Below are 4067 nucleotides of genomic sequence, written 5' to 3'. Positions count from 1 at the left end.
CGAACATCGCCCGACCCGAACCGTTGAACTTCCCCTCCAACGGCGTCGCCGCATCCACCAACTGCCGGATCAACGAACCGAGATCAGTACTCGACCCCCGCGAATCACGCTGGAGCTGCGACAGCGTCTGCGCGCCCATGTCGAACTTCATCAGGCCTCCCCCGTCGGGCTGCTACGGCGGACCGTGCCCGGTCCGCCTCATAACTCTCGGCCCATCTCTATCAACCCGGCAGTTGCCGCTGCAATCGAGGTCTCCGGCACTCACACAAGCACCACAACTCAGCCGTCAGGTCTCCCGAGTCTCCGGAATCGCATCCTGCAGCTCCGTCACAGCGCGTTCACCGGGCTTGACGGCGAGGAGGCGGCGGGCGGCATCCAGGGCCCACGTCGTGTCGACGGGGTGGGCGGCGGCGGTCATCAGCGCCAGTTGCAGGCCGAGGTCGTACGAGGGTTGTTCCTCCGCGAGCCTCGCGATGCCGCGCTCGACTGCGGTTTTGATGGCAGGCAGGAGAAGAGTGACGAGTTCCCGACGCAGCAGCGCGCTGATGTGCCGGTCGAACTGCACGCGGTCCGCGACGAGCAGCAGCGCCTCGGCCGCCTTGAGCCGCTCGTCCGCCGTGCCGCGCTCCTCGACCATGTCGGCACTGTCCCCCACGGCGTCGGCAAGCACCCCGAAGGTGTCGTCCTGCCCGTGCAGCCGGTCGTACGAGGCTCCCCGCCATGCGGCGGATTCCGGCGACCGGGCCGCCTGCACCACCGCTTCGTATCCGACCGCGTCCGCCCAGCGGGTGAGCGCGGCGCAGGCCAGGAAGCGGCCTGCCGGGTCCTCGTCGGGATCCCGCAGGACTTCCTTCAGCGCCTCGGAACGCTCCTGGTAGCCACCGTCGAGTCCCTCGCTGATGACGTCATCGGGATCGGCGGCCGTGCCGTCGAAGTCCACGAAGAGCAGTTGGGCGACTCTGGCGCTCGGCTCCCATGGACCTTGGCTGTCGGACAATCGGTACTCCTGTGCTCAGGTCGGCTCGCTGGATCACGTTATCCGGCTCGTCACGGCGTCTTGGTCGTCGGGTAGGGCCCCGTCACGTAGTCCTTCGGGACGACCCCACTGATCAACCATTCGCCGTCGCGTCGGGTGTTGAGCAGCGCCATGACCCTTCGGTGCACCTTGCTGGTCTTGCCCTTGCTCAGACCGAGGTCGTTGACGAACTTGGTCACCGCGTCGGTGTCCGTCGGCTTGAGAGTCGCCGGCACCTCCACGTCCTTGCCGGCCGTCTTGGTGATGTCGTCGCTGATGCTCTGCTGGATCTGCTCGGGACGCAGGATCTCCACGTTCGAGACCTTGCCGGCGTCGATGTCCGCCTGCAGCCGCCGGTAGTCGATGCTGACTTCCTGGGCGCCGTAGACCTTGCCGGTCCCGTCCCTCGGAGCGAAGGAGGTGAACTGGCTCGACTCCTTGGCCTTGGGGTTCGCGCCGCCCAGAACGTGCTCGAGGGGGGTGATCTTTCCGTCCGGATTGGCCGGCACGATGCCGGTGTCCGGGTCGAACCGCGACTTGCGCAGCCCGTACTGGTTGTGGGTGGCGTCGAAGTCGTCGTCCTGCCGGATGATGGGGGGTTCGTCTTCCGCCGAGGTCCTGGGCGGAGTCTCGTCCGTGGCAGGTGCGACGCCGTCGCCGTCCGTCCCGCCCGTCGAGTCGTCGGCGCGATCCGCAGGGGAAGAACCGCCGTCGTCGGCGTGCTCCGCGGGGGAAGATCCGCCGTCGTCGGCGTGCTGTCCGGCGGGGCCCGCGTCCGCGTTGTCGCTGTGCGGGGGTGCGTCGTCGCCACGCGCGGGCACGTCATCGCCGTGCGGAGGCACGTCGTCGCCTCGCGCGGGCACGTCATCGGCACCCGAGGCCACATCGTCACCGTGTCCGCCGACGGGCGCGGGCGGGTCGCTGGGGTGTGCGTTGCCGGGCAGGCCGTCGTCCGGCCGCGTGGGTACGCCTTCGGTGCCGGAGGAGTGACCCGCGCCGCTAGCCGCGTTGTCGCCGGCGCCGACCAGGGCCGGTTCCTTGAGCGGGGCGTCGACCTGCGAGCCTCCGGCGCCTGCCGTCGGTGTGGTGTCGGCCGTGTCGACGACCGTCTCCGCGGGTGCCTGGTCGGCGTGCTGGACGACGCTGCCCTGGCTGTCCAGGAGGTTGCCGTCGGCGTCCATGTACTGGGCGGGAGCGCCTTCCGGCGTCCCGAGGTCGATCGTGCCCTCCGGCAGCGCGACCGACTGCTCCGACAGCCGCACGCTCCCGTCGGGGAGCCTGGTGGCGCCCTCGGGGAGTGCCGCGCCCTCCGGCAGCCGCACGGTGCCGTCCGGGAGCCTCAGCGAGCCCTCCGGCAGGGTGACAGCGTTGTCCGGGAGGGTGGGGATGTCGATGTTGCCGACGCCCCGGAGGCCCCGCACGATGTCGCCGATCTTCGACAGACCGGCACCGGCGCCCTTGGCGATGTAGGTCATCGGGTCGATGATCCTGCCCGCCTTGCCCGCGACCGACAGCACCTTGGCGACCGCACCGGCCTTCGTCACGCCCGCCGCGGCAGCTCCCGCACCGCCCGTGAAGACGGTGGTGAGTACGTTGAAGGTGACCAGGCCTGCCGCGCGGGCGGGGTTCTTGCCCCACTCGTCCCACGCCACCAGCGCCTTGCCGGTCTCCTTCATCGCGGTGCGCGAATCGCGCAGCCAGGACGGCATCTTGTCGTCCGGCAGCGTCCAGAACAGCGCGCCCGCACCGGGAATGACGGAGACCACCAGGCCCGTGACCAGCTGGGCAAGGCCCTTCCACGCCTGGCCCATCGCCTCCAGGCCATTGAATCCGAGCAGCGTGCCCAGTCCCTTGATGGTGCCCCAGATACCGTCGACGATCAGGCCGTCCCAGAAGAACGACTTCAGCCAGTGGCCGATCTCCCACCAGTGGTGCTTCTCCTCCACCGGGTCGCCCCAGGGAAGCTGCGCGTCCTTCATGTCCTCGGCGTCGAAGCCGTACTGGTCCTTGCGGTCGGAGCCGTCCCCGGCGACCATCTGCGTCCCGCCCCACAGGGCGGTGATCCTGTTGTGGCAGGTGCGCTCGGCCGCCCAGAACGCCGCCACCGTGGCGGTGATGTCGTCCCGGATCTGGTTGTGCTCGTCGACCTTGTCGCCGTCGTACTCCCACTCGTCGTCGTCCTTGACCGCCGCGAGGAAGGTCGTCGCGTCCGTCTTCAGCTGCTTCAGCTTGTCGACGAGGGGACGGATCTCGGTGGCGTACGACGACAGCGCGCCGGACACCTTCTCCAGGTCGTCGGCGAACGTGTCCGCGCGCTCCTTGACCGGCTTCGTCGTCGCGAACAGCTGCTCCGCCTCCGGAGCCGTGTAGTACGCCGACAGGCCCTGGAACTGCGTATGCACGTCCCCGCCGGTCTTGCGGACCTCGGACGCGTCCTTCCCCAGGTCCGCGTAGTCCGTCTCCAGCTGCGCCAGGTCACCCGTGAACTGGGGTATCTGGTCCGGCTTGATCACCGCTTGCCCACTCCCGGCAGATCCACCGCCGGCGCGGACAACGCGTTGCGCTGCGCATCGGCGGCCATTGCCTCATCGCCATTCAGATAAGCCGTGGTCGCGTCCACCGCGCCCTGCAGCGATTTGCCCGCCCGGGCCGCGACGTACTGCAGGTCCTTCGACGCCCGCTCCGCGTACTGCGACAAGGCAAGCGCGACGAGACCGCCCGCGGCCTTCTCACCGCCCTCGCCGCCTCCGCCGCCCTCGGCGGAGATCGTGCCGGCGCTGGTCGCCGCCGACGTCAGATGCTCACCGAACGCCTTCGCGTACTTCTCCAGGTCGGACGCCGTCTCACCGGTCGTCTTCAACACACTGGAAATGCCTTGCGGCTTCAGATCCCAGCCCGACACCACAGTCCCCGCATCCCCGACCGCATCCCCGACGTTCCCTCAGTCCTGGTTCCCTCAGCCCTGTGCCGAGCTCAGCCGATGTTGTCGACCGCGGCCTTGGCCCGCTGGATGGTCGACTGCGCCGTGCCGTCGTTCTTCTCCAGCGTCGAC

General features: G+C 69.3%; 3 protein-coding genes. All 3 read right to left on the bottom strand.

What is annotated here, in order from left to right; translation table 11 throughout:
• Positions 1 to 286 precede the first annotated feature (286 nt).
• Genes ACWBNA_RS47670 through ACWBNA_RS47660 form a run of 3 tightly spaced genes read right to left on the bottom strand, consistent with a single transcriptional unit; the run spans position 287 to position 3920 of the window.
• Positions 287 to 997 (bottom strand): hypothetical protein, encoded by a 711-nt coding sequence (locus ACWBNA_RS47670; protein WP_384302041.1) that lies wholly within the window; start codon positions 995 to 997, stop codon positions 287 to 289.
• 50 nt (positions 998 to 1047) lie between these two features.
• Entirely contained in the window at positions 1048 to 3528 is a 2481-nt protein-coding gene (locus ACWBNA_RS47665; RefSeq protein WP_482710853.1) for a hypothetical protein, read from the bottom strand.
• Complete coding sequence (locus ACWBNA_RS47660) at positions 3525 to 3920, bottom strand: DUF6507 family protein (RefSeq protein WP_482710852.1); 396 nt, start codon at positions 3918 to 3920, stop codon at positions 3525 to 3527. The genes ACWBNA_RS47665 and ACWBNA_RS47660 overlap by 4 nt, the downstream gene beginning before the upstream one ends.
• Positions 3921 to 4067 lie beyond the last annotated feature (147 nt).

This window comes from Streptomyces sp. Q2 (assembly GCF_056820935.1).
Note: the sequence above shows the minus strand (reverse complement) of the source record. Positions and strands in the feature narration are given on the sequence as shown.